This is a genomic window from [Mycobacterium] manitobense (genome assembly GCF_025821665.1).
Taxonomy (GTDB): domain Bacteria; phylum Actinomycetota; class Actinomycetes; order Mycobacteriales; family Mycobacteriaceae; genus Mycobacterium; species Mycobacterium arseniciresistens.
Window position 1 is genome coordinate 122,214 of record NZ_JACKSJ010000062.1, and the last position, 21,716, is coordinate 143,929.

The 21,716-nt window shown below is 69.4% G+C and carries 19 protein-coding genes and 1 pseudogene; 10 read left to right on the plus strand and 10 right to left on the minus strand.

Annotation, left to right across the window (positions count from 1 at the left end; all coding sequences use genetic code 11):
- Positions 1-37 precede the first annotated feature (37 nt).
- On the plus strand, positions 38-1,321 hold the full coding sequence (locus tag H7I41_RS08020; protein ID WP_264012044.1) for an amidohydrolase family protein: 1,284 nt from the start codon (positions 38-40) through the stop codon (positions 1,319-1,321).
- Between the two features lie 9 nt (positions 1,322-1,330).
- On the opposite strand, the gene H7I41_RS08025 is transcribed toward H7I41_RS08020, so the two are convergent.
- Together H7I41_RS08025 and H7I41_RS08030 are read right to left on the minus strand one after the other, a co-directional pair.
- Positions 1,331-2,566: a cytochrome P450 gene (locus H7I41_RS08025; RefSeq protein ID WP_264012045.1), complete on the minus strand. Its 1,236-nt coding sequence runs from the start codon at positions 2,564-2,566 to the stop codon at positions 1,331-1,333.
- On the minus strand, positions 2,563-3,621 hold the full coding sequence (locus tag H7I41_RS08030) for an LLM class F420-dependent oxidoreductase (RefSeq protein WP_264012046.1): 1,059 nt from the start codon (positions 3,619-3,621) through the stop codon (positions 2,563-2,565). Before H7I41_RS08030 ends, H7I41_RS08025 begins: the two co-directional genes overlap by 4 nt.
- Positions 3,622-3,708: 87 nt before the next feature.
- Between H7I41_RS08030 and H7I41_RS08035 the strand changes: the two genes are divergently transcribed.
- Positions 3,709-5,205, plus strand: coding sequence for an acyl-CoA carboxylase subunit beta (locus H7I41_RS08035; protein ID WP_264012047.1), 1,497 nt, complete (start codon positions 3,709-3,711; stop codon positions 5,203-5,205).
- Positions 5,206-5,260: 55 nt separating this feature from the next.
- On the opposite strand, the gene H7I41_RS08040 is transcribed toward H7I41_RS08035, so the two are convergent.
- From H7I41_RS08040 to H7I41_RS08050, 3 genes are read right to left on the minus strand one after another with little or no spacing between them, the layout of a single operon-like run.
- Positions 5,261-6,304 (minus strand): TIGR03857 family LLM class F420-dependent oxidoreductase, encoded by a 1,044-nt coding sequence (locus H7I41_RS08040; RefSeq protein ID WP_264012048.1) that lies wholly within the window; start codon positions 6,302-6,304, stop codon positions 5,261-5,263.
- Positions 6,301-6,675: a nuclear transport factor 2 family protein gene (locus H7I41_RS08045; RefSeq protein WP_264012049.1), complete on the minus strand. Its 375-nt coding sequence runs from the start codon at positions 6,673-6,675 to the stop codon at positions 6,301-6,303. The genes H7I41_RS08040 and H7I41_RS08045 overlap by 4 nt, the downstream gene beginning before the upstream one ends.
- Positions 6,672-7,727 carry a phosphotransferase gene (locus tag H7I41_RS08050; protein ID WP_264012050.1) on the minus strand — a complete coding sequence of 352 codons (1,056 nt, stop codon included), beginning with the start codon at positions 7,725-7,727 and terminating at the stop codon, positions 6,672-6,674. Before H7I41_RS08050 ends, H7I41_RS08045 begins: the two co-directional genes overlap by 4 nt.
- Positions 7,728-7,796: 69 nt before the next feature.
- Between H7I41_RS08050 and H7I41_RS08055 the strand changes: the two genes are divergently transcribed.
- Positions 7,797-8,414: a TetR/AcrR family transcriptional regulator gene (locus tag H7I41_RS08055; protein WP_264012051.1), complete on the plus strand. Its 618-nt coding sequence runs from the start codon at positions 7,797-7,799 to the stop codon at positions 8,412-8,414.
- On the opposite strand, the gene H7I41_RS08060 is transcribed toward H7I41_RS08055, so the two are convergent.
- The 3 genes from H7I41_RS08060 to H7I41_RS08070 are packed head-to-tail and all read right to left on the minus strand — an operon-like array spanning position 8,369 to position 12,180.
- Positions 8,369-9,517 (minus strand): alpha/beta hydrolase family protein, encoded by a 1,149-nt coding sequence (locus H7I41_RS08060; protein WP_264012052.1) that lies wholly within the window; start codon positions 9,515-9,517, stop codon positions 8,369-8,371. The genes H7I41_RS08055 and H7I41_RS08060 overlap by 46 nt on opposite strands.
- A gap of 9 nt (positions 9,518-9,526) precedes the next feature.
- On the minus strand, positions 9,527-11,152 hold the full coding sequence (locus H7I41_RS08065) for a flavin-containing monooxygenase (protein ID WP_264012053.1): 1,626 nt from the start codon (positions 11,150-11,152) through the stop codon (positions 9,527-9,529).
- A complete protein-coding gene (locus H7I41_RS08070; RefSeq protein ID WP_264012054.1) occupies positions 11,149-12,180 on the minus strand; it encodes an NAD-dependent epimerase/dehydratase family protein in 1,032 nt (343 codons plus the stop codon). The genes H7I41_RS08065 and H7I41_RS08070 overlap by 4 nt, the downstream gene beginning before the upstream one ends.
- A gap of 166 nt (positions 12,181-12,346) precedes the next feature.
- Here H7I41_RS08070 and H7I41_RS08075 point away from each other — a divergent pair, with 166 nt between their 5' ends.
- A complete protein-coding gene (locus H7I41_RS08075) occupies positions 12,347-13,327 on the plus strand; it encodes a sensor domain-containing diguanylate cyclase (RefSeq protein ID WP_264012055.1) in 981 nt (326 codons plus the stop codon).
- Positions 13,328-13,336: 9 nt separating this feature from the next.
- Here H7I41_RS08075 and H7I41_RS08080 read toward each other — a convergent pair whose 3' ends face one another.
- On the minus strand, positions 13,337-14,011 hold the full coding sequence (locus tag H7I41_RS08080) for a Crp/Fnr family transcriptional regulator (RefSeq protein WP_264012056.1): 675 nt from the start codon (positions 14,009-14,011) through the stop codon (positions 13,337-13,339).
- A gap of 146 nt (positions 14,012-14,157) precedes the next feature.
- Between H7I41_RS08080 and H7I41_RS08085 the strand changes: the two genes are divergently transcribed.
- The 4 genes from H7I41_RS08085 to H7I41_RS08100 are packed head-to-tail and all read left to right on the plus strand — an operon-like array spanning position 14,158 to position 18,057.
- Positions 14,158-15,183, plus strand: coding sequence for an aromatic ring-hydroxylating oxygenase subunit alpha (locus H7I41_RS08085; protein ID WP_264012057.1), 1,026 nt, complete (start codon positions 14,158-14,160; stop codon positions 15,181-15,183).
- Positions 15,180-15,797 carry a cysteine hydrolase family protein gene (locus H7I41_RS08090; RefSeq protein ID WP_264012058.1) on the plus strand — a complete coding sequence of 206 codons (618 nt, stop codon included), beginning with the start codon at positions 15,180-15,182 and terminating at the stop codon, positions 15,795-15,797. The genes H7I41_RS08085 and H7I41_RS08090 overlap by 4 nt, the downstream gene beginning before the upstream one ends.
- Entirely contained in the window at positions 15,794-16,405 is a 612-nt protein-coding gene (locus H7I41_RS08095) for a PaaI family thioesterase (RefSeq protein WP_264012059.1), read from the plus strand. Before H7I41_RS08090 ends, H7I41_RS08095 begins: the two co-directional genes overlap by 4 nt.
- Positions 16,406-16,419: 14 nt before the next feature.
- A complete protein-coding gene (locus H7I41_RS08100; RefSeq protein WP_264012060.1) occupies positions 16,420-18,057 on the plus strand; it encodes a medium-chain acyl-CoA ligase Mig in 1,638 nt (545 codons plus the stop codon).
- On the opposite strand, the pseudogene H7I41_RS08105 reads toward H7I41_RS08100, so the two are convergent.
- A pseudogene (locus H7I41_RS08105) lies at positions 18,041-19,470 on the minus strand (aldehyde dehydrogenase family protein). The gene H7I41_RS08100 and the pseudogene H7I41_RS08105 sit on opposite strands and share 17 nt — an antisense overlap.
- Before the next feature lie 159 nt (positions 19,471-19,629).
- Here H7I41_RS08105 and H7I41_RS08110 point away from each other — a divergent pair.
- A complete protein-coding gene (locus tag H7I41_RS08110; RefSeq protein ID WP_264012061.1) occupies positions 19,630-20,517 on the plus strand; it encodes an SDR family oxidoreductase in 888 nt (295 codons plus the stop codon).
- Positions 20,514-21,713: a cytochrome P450 gene (locus H7I41_RS08115; protein WP_264012062.1), complete on the plus strand. Its 1,200-nt coding sequence runs from the start codon at positions 20,514-20,516 to the stop codon at positions 21,711-21,713. Before H7I41_RS08110 ends, H7I41_RS08115 begins: the two co-directional genes overlap by 4 nt.
- Positions 21,714-21,716 lie beyond the last annotated feature (3 nt).

A 21,716-nucleotide genomic window follows, 5' to 3' on the forward strand; every position in this document is an offset into this window, starting at 1 on the left:
CCGTACGGTAAGGCCACCTAGTCGAAGGAGCGTCCTCGTGGACAAGGACGACATGATCCTGATCAGCGTCGACGACCACATCGTGGAACCGCCGGACATGTTCGCCAACCATCTGCCGAAGAAGTACGCCGACGAGGCGCCGCGACTGGTGCACAACGCCGACGGCTCGGACACCTGGCAGTTCCGCGACATCGTCATCCCCAACGTCGCCCTCAACGCGGTCGCGGGCAGGCCGAAGGAGGAGTACGGCCTCGAACCGCAGGGCCTCGACGAGATCCGGCCGGGCTGCTGGCAGGTCGACGAACGCGTCAAGGACATGAACGCCGGCGGCATCCTCGGCTCGATCTGCTTCCCGTCGTTCCCGGGATTCGCCGGCCGGCTGTTCGCCACCGAGGACTCCGAGTTCTCGCTGGCGCTGGTGCAGGCCTACAACGACTGGCACATCGACGAGTGGTGCGGCGCCTACCCGGCGCGCTTCATCCCGATGGCGATCCCGGTGATCTGGGACGCCGAACTGTGCGCCCAGGAGGTGCGCCGCGTCAGCGAGAAGGGCGTGCACGCCCTGACCTTCACCGAGAACCCCGCCGCGATGGGCTACCCCAGCTTCCACAACGAGTACTGGAATCCGCTGTGGAAAGCGCTGTGCGACACCGACACGGTGCTCAACGTGCACATCGGCTCGTCGGGCAAACTGGCCATCACCGCGCCCGACGCGCCGATGGACGTGATGATCACCCTGCAGCCGATGAACATCGTGCAGGCCGCCGCCGACCTGCTGTGGTCACGGCCGGTCAAGGAGTACCCCGACCTGAAAATCGCGCTGTCCGAGGGCGGAACCGGGTGGATCCCCTACTTCCTCGAACGGGTGGACCGCACCTACGAGATGCACTCCACCTGGACCAAGCAGGACTTCGGTGGCAAGGTGCCCAGCGAGGTGTTCCGCGACCACTTCCTCACCTGCTTCATCAGCGACCCCGTCGGCGTGCAACTCCGCCACCGGATCGGCATCGACAACATCTGCTGGGAGGCCGACTATCCGCACAGCGACTCCATGTGGCCGGGTGCCCCGGAGGAACTGTGGGAGGTGCTCACCGAGCACAGCGTGTCCGACGGCGACATCAACAAGATGACCCACGAGAACGCGATGCGCTGGTACTCCTTCGACCCGTTCGCCCACATCCCGCGCGAACAGGCCACCGTCGGGGCGCTGCGCCGGGCGGCCGAGGGCCACGACGTGTCGATCCAGGCGCTGAGCCATCACGAGAAGGGCAGTCGCGCAGACGCTCTGCACGCGGCGGCGCGCGGCAACTCCGGCGAGTAGGGCGCGGGCTCAGCGCAGCGTGTACCGGATCGGCAGGTGCTTGAGGCCGCCGACGAACACCGTCGCGACGTGCTGGGCCTTCCCCGCCGGTTCGATCGACTCGAGCCGCGGGATCAGCTGGGAGAAGAAGCTGTTGACCTCCATCCGGGCCAGCGCGGCGCCCAGGCAGAAGTGCACGCCGTAGCCGAAGGCCACGTGCTTGTTCGGGTCGCGCCCGACGTCGAAGCGGAACGGGTCGGCGAAGGCGTCCTCGTCGCGGTTGGCCGACGGGTAGGACAGCAGCAGTGACTCCCCCGCCGCGATCGGCACGCCGCGCACCTGCGTGTCCTCCTGCGCGGTCCGCATGAAGGCCTTCACCGGCGTGACCCAGCGGATCATCTCCTCGGTGGCCGTCGGCATCAGGCCGGGATCGGCCCGCAACCGGTCGCACTGCTCGGGATTCTCCAGCAGGGCCAGCATGCCGCCCGAGATGGTGGCGCTGGTGGTGTCGTGGCCGGCGGCGGCGATGATCGCGTAGTAGGACACGGTGTCGATGTCGGACAGCGGTTCACCGTCGACACGGGCGTTGGCGATCGCCGAGGCGAGGTCGTCGGTCGGGTGCTCGCGGCGCGCGGCGGTGAGTGCGGTGAAGTACTGGAACATCTCCAGCAGTGCCGACATCTGCTCCTGCTGGTCGGCGCCGCGCTTGAACTCGTCGTCGTCGCTGCCGAACAGTTCCTGGGTGAGCTTGAGCATCAGCGGGAAGTCTGACTCCGGCACCCCGAGCAGCGACATGATGACGTAGAGCGGGTAGTTCACCGCCACCTGCTGCACGAAGTCGCATTCGGGGCCGATGGCGGCCATCTTGTCGACGTAGGTCTTCGCCAGTTCGTCGACCCGGATCTTCAGCGCGCGCATGGCTTTCGGCCGGAACCAGTCGGCGCCGATCGCCCGCACCACCCGGTGCCGGGGATCGTCCATGTGGATCAGGGTGCTGACCCCGACGCCGGCCTGCAGTTCGTCGGACTCCGCGGTCATCAGCACCGGCCGCGGTGCGTTGGTGAAGACGGTGTTGGCGCGCTCGACGGCCATCACGTCGGCGTGCTTGGTGATCGCCCAGAACGGCCGGTAGCCTGGCACGTCGACCCACGACACCGGCGCGTTCGCCCGCAGATGGGCAAGCGCGGCATGGAGTGTCGACTCGTCGGTGTAGGACTTCGGGTCGGCGAAGACCCTGGCGGCCTCGTCCATGATCGGTGTGCTCATCGGGCTCCTTCGTGACGCAGTTCCTCGAGTACGGCGGCGACGGTGTCGTCCGGCACCGTCGACGGGAAGCCCGGCAGCACACGGTCGATCGCCCCCGAACACCGGCGCCGAAGCGCCGCGGCGACCTCGTCGAGCGGCGCCACGACGGCGAACGCGCCGAGCACGTCGTCGTCGATCAGCGCGGCCATTGCGTCCCACTCGCCCTGTTTGGACAGCCGGTGCAGGTCGGTCTGCAGCTCACCCCAGCCGTGCAGATCGAGCACATTGCGGTACGCCGGCGTGGAGGCGTAGAAGGCGATCTGCTTGCGGGTGGCGGCGGCCGCGGCGGCGAAGCCTTCCTCGGTCTCTCCGGTCACGACGAACACCGGGCACGAGACCGCGACATCGGCGCGGGTGCGCCCGGCCGTGGCGAGCCCACGCTCCAGGGCGGGCAGCGTGACGTCGTCGAGGTAGCGCTTGGTGGTGAACGCATGCGCCAGCAGGCCGTCGGCCACCTCTCCGCACATCTCGGTCATCGCCTCGCCGACCGCAGCGACGAACACCGGTGGCGTGCCGTGCGGATGCGGCTCAGGGGTGAACATCGGCGTCATCAGCCGGTGGGTGTAGAACTCGCCGTCGAACGCCAGCCGGGTGCCGTCGTGCCAGCAGGCCCAGATCGCCCGCAACGCCTGCACGAACTCCCGCATGCGGGCCACCGGCCGGCTCCACGGCATGCTGAACCGCTTCTCGATGTGCGGTCTGATCTGCGTGCCGAGCCCGAGGATGAACCGACCGCGGGAGTACGCCTGCAGATCCCACGCCACGTTGGCGACGGTCATCGGGCTGCGCGCGAAGGCCACCGCGATGCTGGTGCCGATCTGCAGCCGCGTGGTGTGTTCGGCGGCGAGCAGCAGTGGCAGGAACGGGTCGTGGGAGATCTCACCGGTCCAGCACCCGTCGAAGCCCTGCCGCTCCAACCCCTCGGCGACTCCCCGGACCCGCGTCAGGTCGCTGGGGATGCCCCGGTCGATCGCGAGACGGCCGATCGGGGGGCCGGCAGCACCGCCTCCACCCATACCCGCAGAAGCTACAGTAAGCAATTCAGTATGGTCAACGTGACCACGCCGGTGCGACGATGCCCTTCGACGTCAGGAGCTTCTCGAATGGACCACGCGCAGGACTGGAAGGAAACGCTCGCCGACCTCGACCGTCGCCGCGAGCGCGCGTTCGGCATGGGTGGACCCGAGCGGGTGGCCAGACACCACGCCAAGGGCAAGCTCGACGCCAGGGCCCGGCTCGACCGCCTCCTCGATGATGGCTCGTTCCAGGAGTTCGGCACGCTGGTCGGCGGCGACGTCGCCGCGGACGGGCTGATCGCGGGCGCGGGCCGCATCGACGGCGTTCCGGTGATGGTCGGCGCCGAGGACTTCACCACACTGGCGGGCAGCATCGGACCGGGCGGCAACTCCAAGCGCTACCGGCTGGCGGAACTGGCGCTGCGCAACAAGATCCCACTGGTCATGCTGCTCGAGGGCGCCGGCTTCCGGCCCAGCGGTGAGCACTACGGCCGCACGCCCACCGATCTCATCGCCCAGGCGAAGTGCTCGGGCAAGGTCCCCACCGTCTCGGCGGTGCTGGGTCCCTCTGCCGGCCACGGCGCACTGGTGGCCCCGGTGTGTGACTTCACCATCATGAGCAGCCACGGCGCGATCTTCACCGCGGGTCCGCCGGTGGTGAAAGAGTCAACCGGCGAGGACATCCCGAAGGAGGACCTCGGCGGGCCGGGCGTCGCACTCGCCAGCGGGGTGATCCACAACCACGCCGAGGACGACGAGACGGTGCTCGACGACATCCGCCGCTACCTGTCCTACTTCCCCTCCAGCGCATGGTCGTATCCGCCGACCCGGCTCGCCGACGACACCGCGGGCCCGCGCCCGACGCCGGAGATCTGCGACATCGTCTCGCGGGACAACCGGCACATCTACGACATGCGCTCGGTGCTCGACGTGATCTTCGACCGGCCCGACTGGTTCGAGGTACAGCCGACGTTCGGCCGCGCCGTCATCTGCGCGCTGGCCCATCTCGGCGGGTATCCGGTCGCGGTCGTTGCGAACCAGCCGGAGGTGCTGGCCGGCTCGATCGACGCGGACGCCGCGGACAAGGCCGCGCACTTCATCGCGGTCGCCGACGCGTTCCACCTGCCGATCGTGTTCCTCGCCGACAACCCGGGGATGCTGCCGGGCAGCCGGTCCGAGCGCAGGGGCGTGCTGCGCAGCGGTGCGCGGATGTTCGCCGCGCAGACCTCCGCCACCACGCTGAAACTTCATGTGACGCTGCGCAAGGCGTTCGGCTTCGGCTCGATGGTGATGTCACTGCTCGGTTTCGACGACCAGGTGGCGACGTTCGCCTACCCGGGCGCCACGATGGGCGCGATGGGCGCCGCCGCGCTGAGCAAGGCGACGAACGCCGGCGAGGACTACACCGAGGTGCTCAAGCAGATGGAACTCGAGGCGTCCTACCGGTCGGCGGGCCACCTCGGCTTCGACGAACTCATCTCACCGGAGGAGACCCGAGACGCCTTGCTGGCGACGCTGCAGCGCGGCATCTTCAGCAGGCAGGCCGTCGCGGAACCGGTGAGCCGCACCGTCATCACCCCCTGACTCCAGGCGATTTCGGCGCGCTTTCGTTCGGTCAGCGAACGTCACCGCGCCGAAATCACCGGGTGGCGCGGTACTCGGCGACGATCGGCTCCAGTTCGTCGGGCGTTGCGCCGTGCAGGATCACCGCGTCGGCGCCGTACTCGAACTCCTTACGCACCCGGGCGACGCACTGCTGCGCCGACCCGGTGGCCGACGGTTCGAGCCACTCGTCGGGGATCAGGCCGGCGATGTGCTCGATCTGCTCGGCGGTCGCCTTGTGGTCGATGCCGCCGGGAATCGACTGCACCACCGCATCGTCGCGGAAGCGTTGCAGCACGGCGGGATCCCAGTTGTTCGTCTTCACCAGCAGGTCGCCGTAGCCCTGCAGGTAGGTGGCCAGCCGGGCGACGGTCTTCTTCAGTCGCAGTTCCTCGGGCAGGTGATCGCCGACGGTGGCGAAGCACGACCACACGCGCACACTGTTCGGGTCGCGGCCCGCTTGCTCGGCCGCCTCCTTGACCGTCCTGACGGCCCGCTGCAGCGTCTCGGGGGTGAAGTAGGTGTGCAGGATGACGTCGTCGAACTCGCGGCCGCCGAGTGCCAGGGTCTGCGGGCCGAACGCCACGATCGCCAGCCGGATGTCCTCCTTGAAGTCCGGGTCGAGGAACAGCACCTGGTACTTGCCGATGGGCCCGTCGTGGTTGAACACCACCTCGCCGTGCCACAGCTTGCGCATCACCTGCGCGAAGTCCTCCATCTGCGCGGTGGTCACCGCGGGCACGCCGAACGCGTTGTACATCGCCGCGATCCCCCTGCCGAGGCCGAGGGTGAACCGCCCGCCGGACAGCCGGTGCATGGTCGTCGCCCACGATCCGGTGATCAGCGGGTGGCGGGTGTTGTGATTGGTTGCCGCGGTGGCGATCTGCATCCGCTCGGTGACTGCGAGCGCGGCGCCGGTCAGCGACGACGCCTCCTTGACGTTCCACCGCTCGGAGATGAAGCCCGTGCCGAAGCCCAGCTGCTCGCCCCGGCGGGCCTCGTCCATCAGCGTGGCCGGCCCCTCACCCCCGGCGCCGGCCAGCAGGTAGTAGCCCAGCTCGTCCAACGTAGGTTGTGTCATGCCCAAACCCCTTGCTTGTAGCCGCAGTTCCACACCTCGGTGATCCGGCCGTCGACCACCCGGAAGATCTCCATGCTGCCGACGGTGGTCTCGGTGCCGTCCTTCAACCTCATCGGCGACTGGTACACGATCGCCACGTGCTCGCCGTCGTCTCCGGCGACCACCAGGTCGAGCTCGAACCGGATGGTGTCGAACATCGCCCAGTGGTCGACGATGCGCGCGACGGCCTGCTCGTGAGTGAGCACCGTCGCCTCGCCCACTTCGTGCCGCGTCACGGTGTCCCCCATCAGTTCCTCCGCGAGGGCGAAGTCGCGCTCGTTCCACACCACCAGGTTGTAGAGCTCGACGACCTCACGCGCGGTGCGGGTCACCCGAACGCCTCCAGCGCGTCGATGTCGCGGATCGCCGCGACCGCCCGGTCGGTGAGCGTGAGGCACAGGCGGCGGGACCGCTCGGGCAGCGCGTCCCAACCGTTGAGGGTGATGACGGGCAGCAGCATCAGGTAGACCGCAGCCATCCGGTAGTGCCGCCAGGCCTCGTCGAAGCCGTAGCCGCCGACGCCGTGGCCGTCGAGACGCTCGAGGTACTCGCGCAGCAGCGCCTCGTCGCGTCCTTCCCGCACGCCGGCGGGCAGACCCTGGGTGACGAGGTAGGCGATGTCTGCGGCGCCGCAGCCCCGCGACGCGAACTGGAAGTCGACCACCTTCATCAGGTCCCCGTCGAAGAACAGGTTGTCGGCCCTGATGTCGCCGTGCAGCAGCGTGTCCCGCTCGGTCAGTGCCGGCAACGCCGCGACTGCGCGCTCGGCGAAACGTTCGGCGAACACCGCCACCGCTGCGGGCACCGTCGCCTCGGTGTGGGCACGGTAGATCTGCCAGCCCGGCGCGAAGGCGGGCAGCAGCAGGTCGCGGGCGATCGGGGTGTCCAGGCTCGGAAACGGCTGCAACGCCGCGGCATTGGCCGGATCGGCCGACCAGGCGTGCAGCCCGGCGAGCTGAGCGACGCACAGTCGGGCCCGGTGCATCGACAGCCCGGCCAGGTGGTCGGCGTTGCCCCAGTCGGCGAGATCCTCGAGCAGCAGCACGAAGTCGACTCCGTTGTCGGCGATCCGGGCCGCGTACACGTGCGGTGTCGCCATCGGTGCACGGCCGGCCACTGCGCGGTAGAACGCGAGCTCGCGCCGGTAACCGCCGAGCAGTTCCATCGCGCCGCGGGCCTCCGACTGCGCGGGCAGCTTCGCGATCACGGTGGCCGGCACGGCATCGCCCGTCAGGTGCAGCCGGTAGAGCAGCGAAGAGAAGCCGCTGTCGAGGGCGATCTGCTCGCTGCGGACACCGTCGACCTGCGCGCCGAGCGCATCACTCAGCCAGCCAGGGCTCACGTCTTCAATGCCCGACGGGATGGCCGGGGTCGCTGATGTCACGCGGGCCTCCCCGGCGAGGTAGTTGACGATAAACAACTAAGTTAGTTGTCGAGCGTCTAATATGCAAGAGTGCCCACCCCCGCCCGCGGGTTGACCCAGCCGCAGCGTGTCGAGCTGTCGAATCGCCGCCTGATCACTGCGGCGGCCGAACTCATCACCGAGAAGGGCTGGGAGGCAACGTCCGCGGCCGAGATCGGCCGGCGCGCCGGATACAGCAGGGCGATGGTGCACGCCCGCTACGGCAGCAAGGACGCCATCCTCGAGGCGATCCTGGCCCACGCGCAGGCACAGAACATCATGCCCGCCGCCGAGCCGGACTCCACCGGCCTGCAGAACGCCGTCGCCCATTTCGGCCGGATTCGCCGGCTGTACGACGAGGACCGGGACTTCCTACGGGCGACGTTCGTGATGACCTTCGAGGCGGTCAAGACCACATCGCCGATACGGGGGCGGCTCGACGACTGGTTCCGGCGCGGCGTCGACGAGGTGGCGGCCGGCTTGCGCAACGGGATCATCGACGGGTCCGTACGGCCCGACATCGACATGGACCGCGCCGTCAACGCCATCAGCGCCGCCGCCTTCGGAGCGGCGTTCCAGTGGATCGTGCTCGCCGACGACTACGACCTGCCGCGCGAACTCGACTACCTGGAGTCGCGGATCGTCGCCGAGTACGGCACGGGCGACTGAGCCGCCGAATCCCGCACCTCGCGCAGGAACTCCTCGGTCACCCGCTGGACGCGGCCCGAGAACAGGTGCCCGACGTGGCCGCCGTCATGCCAGTGCACCCGGCCGCCCCACCGCTCGTGCAGCGCCAGCGCGGGACCCCGCATCGCCATCCGGTCCTGCCAGGCCGCCACGATCAGCCGGCGCTCCGGCGGCGCGGCGGGCAGCACGGACAGCGGGTCGATTACCTTGGTCAGTTCGGCGACGACGTCGGAGCCCAGCGCGGCCGCCAACTCGTCACCGCTGCGGCCCCACCGCGAGATGTGCTGCCCGATCATCGCATTGAGCCCGAGGATCGGGGTGTAGAGCGCGACCGCCGCTGCCGCGTCCTCCAGGTGCGACACCAGGGCGGCCACCGCGCTGCCGAGTGACAGACCGGACACCGCGATGACGGTGCTCTGCGGCTCCAGCCACCGCACCACCGCGCGCACCTCCGAGACCGCGCGCATCATCCCGGCCACGTTGGTCAGCGGATCCATGTCGGGATACGGCGGCCACACGTCACGGCGCACACCGTGGCCCGGCTGCACCGGCATCGCGAGGTTGAACCCGAGCCGCTGGTGCAGCCGGCGCGCCCGGGCGAACAGGAAGTCCGACGCCCCACCCTGTCCGGCGCCGTGCACCCACACCAGCCACGGCCGCGGTCCGTCGCGGTGCCGGCACAGGTGCGCCACCGCTGTCGCCGGCCCGCCGAGACCGTCGGCGGCCAAGGCGGACGGCAGCATCGGATCGTGGTCGTAGGTGATCCGCTCGTAGGCCAGGCCCGCCACCCACTGCCGCTGTATACGCTTGACCTGCAACGGGTTCGGCGGCGCATGCAGTTCTGCCGGTGTATGGCCGGCGAACTCCTCGGCCGCCGCGGCGCAGGAGCTGACCGGCCTGCGCAGCCGTGGGCCAGGGCCGCTCAGCGTCATCGCGGTCAACACCAGCTCGTCGAGGGCGACCTCGCCGAACTGGCGTACCCCGGCGACGGACAAGCCGTCCCACGCCGCCGAGCCCGTCAGCGCGTCCGCGGAGCGCGGCAGGACACCGGCGAGCTGACGGACTACCTGCCCGGTGTGCATCATCGTGTCACCCTACGAGAGCTTGAATCCGGTGTATCCCCCGGCGGCGATCTCCTCGCAGCGACGGCGGTACTCCGGGAGCCCCGCCGTGTAGCCCATGTACATGCGCTTCTTGCCCGGCACGTTGCCGCCGTTGTACCAGGAGTTGCACGTGGGGTGGACCAGCACCGTCGGCGCCACCAGCGACGTGGTGTGCTCTATCCACTCCTCCTGGGCCGAGGGCAGCGCCTCGATCGTCCGATAACCCTGTGCGCGCAGCGAACTCACGCAGTCGCCGATCCACTCGACGTGATGCTCGAGGGCGGCGATGAAGTTCGTCGCAGCCGCCGGACTGCCCGGCCCCTGCACGGTGAAAAGGTTGGGGAAACCGGCCACCTGCAGCCCGAGGTAGGACACCGGACCCTCGTCGGCCCAGACGTCGCGCAGTGCCACGCCGTCGCGGCCGCGGATGTCGATGCGGCTGAGCGCGCCGGTCATCGCGTCGAATCCGGTGGCGTAGACGATCACGTCGACCTCGAACGCGCCCTGTTCGGTGTCGATGCCCGTCGGCGTCACCGCCTCGATGCCGCCCCGGCGCAGGTCCACCAGGGTGACGTTGTCGCGGTTGAACGTCTCGTAGTAGCCCTGATCGATGATCGGTCGCTTGCACGCGAACGGGTGACTGGGCACCAGCGCCGCGGCGGTGTCCGGATCGTCGACGATGCGGGCGATCGCCTCGCCATACAGTTCGGTCGCCATCCGGTTGGCCTCGATGTCGAAGAAGACGTCGCCCCAGTTCAGTGCGCCGAGGACGCCGTGTTCTTCGACGGCGCGGCTGCGCTCCTGCGGAGTGGCCGCCTTGATCGGCGGCCGCGCGAGCATCTCGAGCAGCACGGAGAAGGCGCTCAGCCGTGCCGCACCGACCGGGTGGGCGCGCTGGGCGGCCCGGATATCGGCGTACCCGGCCTTGAGTCCGTCGAGCTCGCCGGGTTCGAAGGGCCGCACCCGCCACGGCAGCGTGAAGGCCGGTGACCGCTGGAATACCACCAGCTCGGCCGCGTCCCGTGCCACCACGGGAATGAGTTGCACACCGGTGGAGCCGGTGCCGATCACCGCGACGCGCTGCCCGCCGAGGTCGACACCGTCGCGGGGCCACCGCCCGGTGAACAGCGACGTGCCGGCGAAGGTGCCCATGCCGGCGATGTCGGGTTCCAGCGGCACCGAGAGGATCCCGGACGCGGCGACGACGAACGGCGCCACGAACGTCTGCCCGCAGCGGGTCCGCACCCGCCACTGCGAACTGGGCTCGTCGAACGTCATCGCAACCACCTCGGTGTGCAGCACGATGTCGCCGCGCAGGTCGAGGCGGTCGGCCACGAAGTTCGCGTAGGCCTCGATCTCGGGCTGTGCCGGCATCGTCTCGGTCCACACCCACTCCTGCTGGATCTCCTCGGAGAAGCTGTAGGAGTACTCGATGCTCTCGATGTCGCAGCGGGCACCGGGATACCGGTTGACCGCCCAGGTGCCGCCCACTTCCCCGGCCTTCTCCAGGACGAGGGTGCGCAGGCCGAGGCCGCGCAACCGGTGCAGTGCGTACAGCCCGGAGAACCCGGCGCCGATCACGAGCACGTCGTAGTGCCCCGAGCCGTCGGCGCTCACAGCTTCACCACGTCCTCGTCGCGGCCGCGGCGCTCCACGTAGAAGCGCGCGGCCCGGCGGATGGCGTCCTCGGTGGGGCCCGGTCGCCAGCCCAGTTCGCGGGTGGCTTTGTCGTGGCCTGCCGGCGACGTCTCGACCATCAACCGGACGCTGGGGAGGTTGAGCGGGTAGTCGCGGCCGAGCCACCGGTTGGCGGCGCCGGCCAGCACCCCGGCGAGATACACCGCAGCCTGCGGGAGACCGAACCGAGGCGGCCGCACCCCGACCGCGTCGGCGGCGATGCGCAGCATCTCCCGCTGCGTCATGAATCGTTCGGAGATGATGTACCGCTCGCCGTTGCGGCCCCGGTCGGCGGCCAGCAGCAGTGCCGCGGCGGCGTCGTCGATGTCGACCACCTCAGCACCGACGCCGCGGACGAAACACGGCATCTTGCCGAAGGCGGCGAGTGCGACCAGTGATCCCTGCCTGGGCTGCCAGTCGGGCGGGCCGTACGGATTGGACACGCACATCGCGACGGCGGGCAGGCCGCGCTCACGCGCATACCGCAGCACCAGTTCCTCAGCACGGCAGCGAGACTCGATGTAGGGACCGCCGCGTCCCGCCATGTTGAAGGGGGTGTCCTCGTCGACCGCCGCCCCACCGCTGCCGACGGCGACCGTGCCGATCGTGCTCAGGAACACGAAGCGCTGCAGGTCGGCGTGCACGGCGACGTCGAGGACGCCGCGCAGCCCCTCGACGTTCGTCCGGAACAACGGCGCCGGGTCGGCGAGGTGGGCGCGGGTGTCGACGACGCAGTAGTACACGACGTCCCGGTCGACCATGGCCGCGGTGACCGCCGGGATGTCGAAGATGTCGCCGTAGTGCCGTTCGATGTCGAGGCCGTCGATCCCCCTCGTCGAACTGCTCCGGCGCAGCAGCACCCGAACGTCGTCGCCGCGGGCCACGAGGTGGCGGGTGACCGCGGCGCCGACGTTGCCGCTCGCGCCCATGACGAGCGCCCTGCGCGGCGCCGGAGGTGATTCGTGCATCGATGTCCCATCAGCCGGGGCAGCTCGGCCCGCCGGTCGGTATCCTAGAAGTTACTGTAACCATTACAGTATTTCGACGGAATCGCTGGCGGATCGGCGCGGGGGCTGAGGACACCGGGGAAGACGAACACGATGAGCACACCGCGCCACGCGAACGCCGGCTGACATGCCGTCCGACGTGTCGAACGACGGTGAGGGAGCCACCGGGTCAGCGCCGCCTTCCCGGACCACGTGGTCCGAAGACCGCTTCCGCAACGTGCTGGACCTCCTGCAGGAGGGCGTCGTCATCATGGACAGCGACGGGCACTTCGAGCTCACCAATGCCGCGGCCCGGCGCATCCTCGGCGCCGACGCGCGCGATCTCGTCGGCGTGCACCACAGCGACCAGGGTGTCGACCTCCCCCTCTACGACGGCAACGGCCGCGAGATGACGTCCGACCAGCACCCCATTCACTGGATCCAGCGCACCGGGATGACGCTCAGCGGTGAGGTGGTGGGCGTCGACCGCATCGACGGCACCCGGATCTGGGTGACCGGACACGGCTGCCTGCTCGACCCCGACGATCCGCAGCACTCGTCGGTGCTGTTCTCGTTCACCGACATCACCGAGCACTACGACACCCGGAACCGGCTGCGCCACGATGCCACCCACGACTGGCTGACCGGCCTGCCGAACCGCGGATTCGTGTTGGAGCGCGCCGAAGTGGCGTTGTCGGCGCGCGACGACGGCCGCCTGGTGGCCGCGCTGTTCATCGACCTCGACAAGCTCAAGTCCGTCAACGACCAGCACGGTCACTCGGCCGGTGACGAGGTGCTGCGCATCGCGGCCCAGCGGATGCGGTCGGTCGCCAGGCCGCAGGACCTGCTGGCCAGGCTGGGCGGCGACGAGTTCGTCGCGCTGCTGCTGCATCCCGTCGGCCCCGGCGAGGTCGACGAGGTGGCCCGGGGACTGCACCGGGTGCTGCTCGACGAGATCACCGTCGGCCCCTTGCGGGTGCGGATCGGCGCGAGCATCGGCATCACCACCGTGGCACCCGGCGACGCCCGCACTTCCGCCGAACTGCTGCGCGACGCGGACGTGGCGATGTACCAGGCCAAGGCGAAGGGCCCGGGCAACACGAGCCACTTCCGGTCCGCCCCGCCGTGACCCGGCGGGCTACCTCGCCCGGCGCGCCAGTCGCTCGGTGTCGGTGATCCACACCGTCTTGCCCCGCATCCGGAGCCAGCCGCGCTCGGTGAAATCGGTCAGCGCCTTGTTCACCGACTCCCGCGAAGAACCCACCAGGCGCGCGATCTCCTCCTGGGTCAGGTCGTGGGTGACCCGCAGCTCGCCGTTGTCCGACACCCCGAAGCGCTGTGCCAGCATCAGCAGTTGCTTGGCCACCCGGCCGGGAACGTCGGTGAAGATGAGGTCGGACAGGTTGTCGTTGGTCCGCCGCAGCCGCCGGGCCAGCACCCGCAACAACTGTTCGGCGACCTCCGGCCGTTCGGTGAGCCAAGTGCGCAGCAGGTCGCGATCCATGCAGACGGTGCGCACCTCGGTCAGCGTCGTGACGCTCGACGTGCGCGGACCCGGGTCGAAGATGGCCAGCTCGCCGAACATGTCCGCCGGACCCAGCACGGCGAGCAGGTTCTCCCGCCCGTCGGTGGCGCGGCTGCCGATCTTGACCTTGCCCGACACGATGACGTACAGCCGGTCACCCAACTCGCCCTGGACGAACACGGTGTGCCCGCGGGGGAAGTCGATGGTCGGCAAGCGCTCGCCGAGCGCCGCGACAGCGTCGGGCTCGACACCCTGGAAGATTCCAGCCTTGGCCAAAATCTCGTACACCGTGTTTCCCAGTCCTCTCGGCCGCAGCTGAACCCCACTCTGGCAATGAACCTACCCGCCCGCCGGATCGCGACCACCTGCCGAAAACAATACTGTAATCTCCTCCGTAGTCAGTGGACGGACCCGCATCAGGAGGTCGCTTCGGCGTGAAAGTCCCATTCACCTGGAAAGTCACCGGCTGGTTCATGATCGGCTGGTCGCCGGAGTTCCCCGCGGGCGAGGTCCGCCCAATCCAGTATTTCGGTGAGGAACTGGTCGCCTACCGCGACGATTCCGGCGTCCTGCACGTGCTCGAGGGCCATTGCAAGCACCTCGGCGCCCACCTCGGACACGGCGGGAAGGTGGTCGGCGACTGTGTCGAGTGCCCATTCCACGGCTGGCGCTGGGGGCCCGACGGCACCAACCGCTACATCCCCTACCAGCCGGACCGGCCGAACCGCGGACTGACGCTGCGCACCTACCCGGTGCGCGAGCAGTACGACTGCGTGTTCATGTGGCACCATCCCGACGGCAAGGAGCCGCAGTGGCCACTTCCCGACATCTTTCACAAGTTCCCCCAGTTCGAGACGGACGCCGGCGCCTACTACCGGCCCTATCCCGAGTTCTCCCGGCGGGCCGACGGCGAACCGGTGCATCCGCAGATCGTCGCCGAGAACGGTCCGGACAGTTCACATTTCCACTACGTGCACGGCGCCACGGTCACGCCGGTGTGTCTGGAGTGGGAGGCCGTCGCCGAGGAATGGCGGTTCCTGACCGGCTGGCCGGACGCGCGCAGCGACGGCCCGGACTCGATGGCGCTGCGCATCCACAGTCACTTCTCCGGACTCGGCTTCGCGATGAGCGCCTTCGAGGGCTCGTCGAATCATCGCCTGATCTTCGCCTGCACACCGGTCGACGACGAGGTGTCGAACCTCTTCTACTCGATCTGGTGGCCGAAGCTGCCAGGTGAGACCTCGGATGTGCCCCCCGAACAGGTGCGCAACCACGTGGAGAAGCGGTTCCTGCGCACGGTGTGGGAGGACCTCGACATCTGGCGCTACCAGCGCTATGTCGAGCACCCGCCGCTGGCCAGGATCGACGCCGCACCGTACATGGCCATGCGCAAGTGGGCCACACAGTTCTACGATCTGCCTCCCACCACCCCACCCGACGTCGCCGCCGCCCCGGTATGAGGACGCCGCTGCCCGAGCTCGTCGCCCCGGCGCACACCGCCGTCGTCACCCAGGAACTGCAGGGCGCGGTCGTCGGGCCGCACGCCGGTCTGGCGGTGCTCGCCCAGGAGGCCGCCCGGGTGGCGCTGCCCAACATCGCACGCCTGCTGCCCGCGGCCCGCACCGCGGGTACCCAGGTGGTGCACTGCCTGGTGCACCGCCGCGCGGATGGCCGCGGGTCGAACCACAACGCTCGGCTGTTCGCGGCCGGCGCCCGCCAGGTCGACATCACACCGGGTGGCCCCGGCGCCACCCTGCTGCCCGAATTCGGCCCCGAGGACGACGATCTGACACTCACCCGGTGGCACGGCGTCGGTCCGATGGGCGGCACCGACCTCGACGCGGTGCTGCGCAACCTCGGGGTGACGACGATCGTGGCGGTCGGCGTCTCGCTGAACATCGCGATCCCGAACCTGGTGATGGACGCGGTGAATGCCGGCTACCGGGTGGTGCTGCCGCGCGACGCCGTCGCCGGGGTGCCGGCCGAGTACGGGGCCGCCGTCATCGACAACAGCCTGTCGCTGCTGGCGACGATCACCACCACCGACGACCTCATCGCCACGTGGGCGCCGTGACCGGCCCCGAGACCCGCGGCTTCCCGGAGATCACGCCGGTCGACGCGCCGCCCGAGCTGGAGCGGTTCGCCGCGGCCGTGCGGCGGTTGCAGGACCTGGCGGTGTCCACCAGTCCGCCCGGCGCGGCGTGGACCGCCGCCTCCGAGCAGATCGAGCGCGTGTGCGCGGCTCTGGAACCGCACGCGGTGCCCGACGGGCAGGCACCCGCCGGGCGCGCCACGACGCTGCCCGGTCTCGGCCATCCGCTCATGCCGCCGTGGACGTTCACGGCCGCCGACCGCGACGGCAACGTGACGATGGAAGGCCACTTCACCAGGTTCCACGTCGGCGGCAACATGGCCGTGCACGGCGGTGTCATCCCGCTGTTCTACGACTGGCATTTCGGCATGATCGTGTCGGCTGCTGGCCGGCCCATCAGCCGCACCGCCTATCTGCACGTCGACTACCGTGCCGTCACACCGATCGACGCGCCGCTGATCAGCAGGGGCCGTATCGAACGACTCGACGGCCGGAAGGCCTTCCTCACCGCCACCATGACCGACGCCGACGGCACAGTGCTGTCCGAGGCGAACGGCCTGATGATCAAGCTCCTCCCCCACCAGCCCTGACGAGGAGTCCGCTCATGGAGTTCACCGTGCCCGCCGTGCTCGACGCGATCGCCGTCGCGCTGCCCGACCGGGTCCTGCTGTGCCAGAGCGGGCGCAGCTACACCTACACCGATGTCGCCGACCGGTCCAACCGGCTGGCGTCCTATCTGCACGCACGCGGACTCGGCTGTCACACAGCGCGTTCCGGGCTGGCGGGTCACGAGGTCGGCCAGGACCTGCTCGGCATCTACGCCTACAACGGCCACGAATACGTCGAGGCGCTGCTCGGCTCGTTCCGGGCCCGCGTCGCGCCGTTCAACGTCAACTACCGCTACGTCGCCGACGAACTGCAGTACCTGCTCGCCGACGCAGGCGCGTCGGCCCTGGTGTACCACGCGGCGTTCGCGCCACGCGTGGCCGAGGTCCTGCCCGGCCTGCCCGACCTGAAGGTGCTCATCCAGATCGCCGACGAATCGGGCAACGAGCTGCTCGACGGCGCCGTCGACTACGAGGCGGCATTGGCCGCAACCGCGCCGCGGCCACCGGACGTACAGCACTCGCCCGACGATCTCTACGTGCTCTACACCGGCGGCACCACAGGAATGCCCAAGGGCGTGCTGTGGCGCCAGCACGACATCTTCGTCACGTCGTTCGGCGGCCGTGATCTGTTCGCCGGCACGGTGTTCGACTCCTACGCGGCGCTCGTCGAGCGTGCCGCGGCGAATCCCGGCACGAAGCTGATGGTGCTCCCGCCGCTGATGCACGGCGCCGCACAGTGGGCGGTGATGACGGCGCTGACCACGGGTCAGACCGTCGTGTTCTCGTCGGTGGTCGACCGGTTCGACGCCGACGAGATCGTCGCCACGATCGAGCGCGAGCAGGTCATGGTGGCGACGGTGGTCGGTGACGCGATGGCGCGTCCGCTCGCCGCGGCCATCGAGCGGGCGGGCGACACACCGCTGGCCGTGGTCGCCAACGGCGGTGCGCTGTTGACGCCGACCACCAAACAGCGCCTGATCGACGCCAAACCCGGGATGGTGGTCGTCGACGGCGTCGGCTCATCGGAGACGGGCGCCCAACTCACCCACATGTCCGCACCGGGCGCCGTGTCGACGGGCCGGTTCAAGCCCGGACCCGACACCGTCGTGGTGTCCGAGGACCTGACCGAGGTGCTGGCGCCCGGCCACGACGGCATCGGCTGGCTCGCCCAGCGCGGCTACGTGCCACTGGGTTACAAGGGCGACGCCGCCAAGACGGCGGCCACGTTCCCGGTCGTGGCGGGGGTGCGCTACGCCGTGCCCGGTGACCGCGCCCGCCATCTGGACGCCGACGTCGTCGAACTGCTCGGCCGTGACTCGGTGACCATCAACTCCGGCGGCGAGAAGATCTTCGCCGAAGAGGTGGAGACGGCCATCGCGTCGCATCCCGCGGTCGCCGACGTGGTGGTCGCGGGCAGGCCCAGTGAGCGGTGGGGTCAGGAGGTGGTTGCCGTGGTCGCCCTCGCCGACGGCGCGGCAGCCGATGCCGACGAGTTGATCGCCCATGCCGCAACGTCGTTGGCGCGCTACAAGCTGCCCAAGGCGGTGGTGTTCCGGCCCGTCGTCGTGCGTTCACCCGCGGGCAAGGCCGACTACCGGTGGGCGCGCGAGCAGGCGGTCAGCGGCTCGCCCTGAGCCGACGCCGGGTCCTGCTTCGCGCCCGGCGCAGCGCGAGGCCGGCGACGAGCCCCATCGACCTCGTGAACGGAAGTGCCGCGCGGCCGGTGATGCTGAACGGGAGGTCGCTGCCCACCACGGTCCGGTGATGGCTGAACGTGTCGAAGCCGGCCTTGCCGTGGTAGGCCCCCATGCCGCTGCGGCCCACCCCGCCGAACGGCGCTGCCGACGGGATCATCTGCGCGGCGAAGTCGTTGCGCGCCACACCGCCGCTGCGGGTGTGACGGACGAAGTGCCGGAAGTCGTCGTCGTCGGCCCCGAACCAGTACGCCACCAGCGGCGCGGGCCGTCGGTTGATGTAGTCGACCGTTTCGGCCAGGTCGCCGTAGCCGCGCACCACCAGCACCGGCCCGAAGACCTCCTCCTCGGCGATGAGCATCCGATCGTCGACGTCGCGAATGAGGGTGGGAGCGATCTTGCGCGAGGCGGGATCTGGCAGCGTCTCCCCGGGCGGCGCGACGGAGTCGATCCGCGCGCCGCGCTCCCGTGCATCCTCGATCAAGCGCACCACCCGGTCGAAATTCGCCTGGTTGACCGACGAGCAGTAGTCGGCGTTGGCGATGACTGTCGGGTACGTGTCGCGCAGTGTCCGGCGGGCGGTGTCGACGAACCGCTGCACAGCTCCGTCGGGGACGAAGACGTAGTCGGGGCAGACACACACCTGACCGCCGTTGACCATCCGCGCGTGCGCGATCCGGGTCGCTGCCCGGTCGATGTCGGCGTCCGGCGCCACCACGACGGGATTCTTGCCACCCAGTTCAGAGTGACCGGGACGAGGTGACGGGCGGCCGCCTGCTGCACGAGTGCGCCGACAGCGGGTGAGCCCGTGAAGAACAGGTGGTCGAACGGCAGCCCGGCGAATGCCGCGGCGACATCGGTCCCGCCGGTGACGATCGCGAGTTCTGTGGCGTCGAAGTAGCACGGCGCGATAGCGCGCATGAGTTCGGCTGTGTGCGGCGTGATCTCGGACATCTTGACCATCACGCGGTTGCCCGCGGCGAAGGCTGCGGATGCGGGCAGCACGGTGAGATTGACCGGGAAGTTCCACGGCCCGATGACGCCGACGACACCCAGCGGCGACGGCAGCACCTCGGCGCGCAGGCCGAACGCACCCGCGCCCCGCATCAACCGGTTCGGCCGCATCCACGCCCCGAGATGGGCCCTGGTGTGTTCGATCACCGAGATCATGCCGAGGATCTCCGCGAACAGCGCGGCCGAGCGGGACCGTGACCCGTAGTCGGTGGCGGTCGCGTCGACGAAGTCCTCGGTGTTGTCCAGCACCATCGCCAGCAGCCGGTCGATGCGGTTGCGCCGCAACGCGGCATCGGGCCGCCCGTCGGCGAGGAACGACTTCCGCTGCGCGTCGAGCACCGACAGCAGGTCTGAATCCACGGGACTCCCTTCCCCCAGCCGTCCGCGCCATCGGCCCTCCGGTGAGCATCAACCTAACACCGTCGCGGCAGGGTCGACCCGCCTTGTCGAGCTGTTTACAGTCGTGCTTACAGTTCGATACTCGACGAAGGTGGGCGAATGGACGCAGCGCAACGGAAGATCGTGGTCGTCGGTGCAGGATCGGGTATCGGCGCGGCGACGGCGGCCCACTTCTTCGAACGCGGCGACCACGTGCTCGCGGTCGATCTGCGCGCATCCGAGACTCCCGCGTCGCAACACCTGAGGTGCGACCTGCGCGACGCCGGGGAGATCGCCGCGCTGCTCGACCGGATCGGCGGCGGCTGGGATGCACTCGCGCACGTGGCCGGGGTGCCCGGCACCGCATCCACCGAGGACGTGCTGGGGGTGAACTACCTCGGCATGCGGCTGATGACCGAGGGCATGCTGCCGCGGCTGAGGCGCGGCGGATCGGTGGTCGCGGTCGCATCGACCGCCGCCGTCGGCTGGCAGCTGCGCACCGACGTCCTCGACGGCCTGCTCGCCGCCAGGGACGCCGCCGCGGTGCAGACGTGGCAGGCGGTACAGGATCCGGCCTATCCGGTGTACAGCACGTCCAAGCAGGCCGTCATCCTCTACGCCAAGCGGCTCTCCGGCCCGGCGTGGAGCAGGTACGGGGTGCGGGTCAACACCGTCAGCCCCGGCCCCGTGCAGACGCCGATCCTGGCCGACTTCGAACAGTCGATGGGCGCCGACGTCCTCGACGCGGTGCGCTCGGCGGTCGGCAGGCACGGCACCGTCGACGACGTGGTGCCACTGATCTCGTTCCTCGCCTCGCCGGAGGCACGCTGGATCAACGGGCAGGACATCCAGGCCGACGCCGGCTACCTCGCCGGACTGCTGGCCGGCGTGCCGATCCAGGTGTGGTCACACAGCCTGCGCAAACTCGGTGCGACGCTCTACTGTAAGAATTACAGTAAAGTCGTGCAGCGAAGGCGTCCCCCCAACCCATGCTGGAGTCAGCCGTGAGCCAAGTCCCCGACACCGACCACCCGGTCGACCTGTTGCGCGACCCGTATCCGCTGTTCGCCCGGCACCGCAGGCAGGCCGGGGTGTTCGAGGGATCGGTGATGGACTGGTCGAAGACGCCCGAGGGACTGCGCCCCGACAAGCTCTACGCCGCTGTGTCTTTCGACGCCGTCAACAAGGTGTTCCGCGACGGCAAGCTGTTCAACTCGTCGATCTACGACAACACCATCGGCCTGTTCATCGGTCCCACGATCCTGGCAATGGAGGGCAGACCGCACCGCGAGCACCGCAATCTCGTGTCGGCGGCCTTCAAGTCGAAATCGCTGGCGCGGTGGGAACCGGAGATCGTCCGGCCCATCTGCGACGCGCTGATCGACGAGTTCGCCGAGCGCGGCACCGCCGATCTGGTGCGCGACTTCACCTTCGAGTTCCCCACCAGGGTGATCTCGACCCTGCTCGGACTGCCCGAGCAGGACCTGCCGTGGTTCCGCGCCCGAGCCGTCGAACTGATCAGCTACACGATCAAGTACAAGCGGGCCTTCGAGGCATCCGCCGCGCTCAAGGACTACTTCCTCACCCAGATCGACCGGCGTCGCTCTCAGCCGACCGAGGACATCATCGGCGACCTGGTCACCGCTGAGATCGACGGCGAGAAGCTCAGCGACGAGGCCATCTACTCGTTCCTGCGGTTGCTGCTGCCCGCCGGCCTCGAGACCACCTACCGGTCCTCGGGGAATCTGCTGTACCTGCTGCTGAGCCATCCCGACCAGTTCGCGGCGGTACGCGCCGACAGCGGGCTGATCGCGGCCGCCATCGAGGAGGGCCTGCGATACGAGACACCGTTGACCACCGTGCAGCGGTTCTCCACCGAGGACACAGAACTCGAGGGCGTGCCGATCCCGGCCGGATCGGTGATCGACGTCTGCATCGGCTCGGCCAACCGGGACGAATCCCGCTGGGAGCGACCGGAGGAGTTCGACATCTTCCGCAAGCGGATCCCGCACATCACCTTCGCGGCCGGCGAGCACACCTGCATGGGACTGCATCTCGCCCGCATGGAGACCCGCGTCGCCCTGGAGTGCCTGCTGGCGCGGTTGGACGACATCACGTTGGTCACCGATGAAGATCCGCACATCTGGGGGCAGCCGTTCCGGTCACCCAAGCGGCTGCCGGTGACGTTCACGTCGAAGGGCTAGGCC

Coding starts and splice junctions, on each gene's coding strand:
- H7I41_RS08060 (WP_264012052.1), bottom strand. CDS start 9,517: ATGATGCACACCGGGCAGGTAGTCCGTCAGCTCGCCGGTGTCCTGCCG.
- H7I41_RS08025 (WP_264012045.1), bottom strand. CDS start 2,566: ATGAGCACACCGATCATGGACGAGGCCGCCAGGGTCTTCGCCGACCCG.
- H7I41_RS08100 (WP_264012060.1), top strand. CDS start 16,420: ATGGAGTTCACCGTGCCCGCCGTGCTCGACGCGATCGCCGTCGCGCTG.
- H7I41_RS08070 (WP_264012054.1), bottom strand. CDS start 12,180: ATGCACGAATCACCTCCGGCGCCGCGCAGGGCGCTCGTCATGGGCGCG.
- H7I41_RS08075 (WP_264012055.1), top strand. CDS start 12,347: ATGCCGTCCGACGTGTCGAACGACGGTGAGGGAGCCACCGGGTCAGCG.
- H7I41_RS08090 (WP_264012058.1), top strand. CDS start 15,180: ATGAGGACGCCGCTGCCCGAGCTCGTCGCCCCGGCGCACACCGCCGTC.
- H7I41_RS08035 (WP_264012047.1), top strand. CDS start 3,709: ATGGACCACGCGCAGGACTGGAAGGAAACGCTCGCCGACCTCGACCGT.
- H7I41_RS08040 (WP_264012048.1), bottom strand. CDS start 6,304: ATGACACAACCTACGTTGGACGAGCTGGGCTACTACCTGCTGGCCGGC.
- H7I41_RS08030 (WP_264012046.1), bottom strand. CDS start 3,621: ATGGGTGGAGGCGGTGCTGCCGGCCCCCCGATCGGCCGTCTCGCGATC.
- H7I41_RS08110 (WP_264012061.1), top strand. CDS start 19,630: ATGGACGCAGCGCAACGGAAGATCGTGGTCGTCGGTGCAGGATCGGGT.